Below are 1,762 nucleotides of genomic sequence, written 5' to 3' on the forward strand. Positions count from 1 at the left end.
ATAGTTCTTTGAAAATTAAACAGAATATAGGTAAAAAACCAAAGTAATTCTTTTTGAGAAATCAAAAAAAACCACTTTCTGAAAAGAAAGTGCGAACTTCATGAAAATGGAGTTCAGAAGCTAGTGTAATGAATAGCTAGTTCAAACTTTTAAATTGAGAGTTTGATCCTGGCTCAGGACGAACGCTGGCGGCGTGCCTAACACATGCAAGTCGAGCGGAGAATGCGGATATGTTTACATAGAAGCGTTCTTAGCGGCGGACGGGTGAGTAACACGTGGGTAACCTGCCTCAAAGTGGGGGATAGCCTTCCGAAAGGAAGATTAATACCGCATAAGCCTACAGTGCCGCATGGCACCGTAGGAAAAGGAGCAATCCGCTTTGAGATGGACCCGCGGCGCATTAGCTAGTTGGTGAGGTAACGGCTCACCAAGGCGACGATGCGTAGCCGACCTGAGAGGGTGATCGGCCACATTGGAACTGAGACACGGTCCAGACTCCTACGGGAGGCAGCAGTGGGGAATATTGCACAATGGGCGAAAGCCTGATGCAGCAACGCCGCGTGAGTGATGAAGGCCTTCGGGTCGTAAAGCTCTTTGATCAGGGATGATAATGACAGTACCTGAAAAACAAGCCACGGCTAACTACGTGCCAGCAGCCGCGGTAATACGTAGGTGGCGAGCGTTGTCCGGAATTACTGGGCGTAAAGGATGCGTAGGTGGATACTTAAGTGGGATGTGAAATCCCCGGGCTCAACCCGGGAACTGCATTCCAAACTGGGTATCTAGAGTGCAGGAGAGGAAAGCGGAATTCCTAGTGTAGCGGTGAAATGCGTAGATATTAGGAGGAACACCAGTGGCGAAGGCGGCTTTCTGGACTGTAACTGACACTGAGGCATGAAAGCGTGGGTAGCAAACAGGATTAGATACCCTGGTAGTCCACGCCGTAAACGATGGGTACTAGGTGTAGGAGGTATCGACCCCTTCTGTGCCGTCGTTAACACAATAAGTACCCCGCCTGGGGAGTACGGTCGCAAGACTAAAACTCAAAGGAATTGACGGGGGCCCGCACAAGCAGCGGAGCATGTGGTTTAATTCGAAGCAACGCGAAGAACCTTACCTAGACTTGACATCTCCTGAATTACCCTTAACCGGGGAAGCCCTTCGGGGCAGGAAGACAGGTGGTGCATGGTTGTCGTCAGCTCGTGTCGTGAGATGTTGGGTTAAGTCCCGCAACGAGCGCAACCCTTATTTTTAGTTGCTACCATTCAGTTGAGCACTCTAAAGAGACTGCCCGGGTTAACCGGGAGGAAGGTGGGGATGACGTCAAATCATCATGCCCCTTATGTCTAGGGCTACACACGTGCTACAATGGTGAGAACAAAGAGACGCGAGACCGCGAGGTGGAGCAAATCTCATAAAACTCATCCCAGTTCGGATTGCAGGCTGAAACTCGCCTGCATGAAGCCGGAGTTGCTAGTAATCGCGAATCAGCATGTCGCGGTGAATACGTTCCCGGGCCTTGTACACACCGCCCGTCACACCATGAGAGTTGGCAATACCCGAAGTCCGTGGGGCAACCAGTAATGGAGCCAGCGGCCGAAGGTAGGGTCAGCGATTGGGGTGAAGTCGTAACAAGGTAGCCGTAGGAGAACCTGCGGCTGGATCACCTCCTTTCTAGGGAGTCGACCGAAAGGTAATTCTTTCGGATACGAAGACAATCCTCGCAAGAGAGATTGTCACCAGCTGACAATTTTGTCAGAAA

Annotated in this window: 1 rRNA gene; it reads left to right on the plus strand. The window is 51.0% G+C overall.

Annotated features, from left to right (window positions below):
• The first annotated feature begins 150 nt into the window (after nt 1-150).
• A 16S ribosomal RNA gene (locus tag BM243_RS15005) occupies nt 151-1,674 on the plus strand.
• The last annotated feature ends 88 nt before the right edge of the window (nt 1,675-1,762 follow it).

It is taken from the genome of Proteiniclasticum ruminis (genome assembly GCF_900115135.1).
Taxonomy (GTDB): Bacteria; Bacillota; Clostridia; order Clostridiales; family Clostridiaceae; genus Proteiniclasticum; species Proteiniclasticum ruminis_A.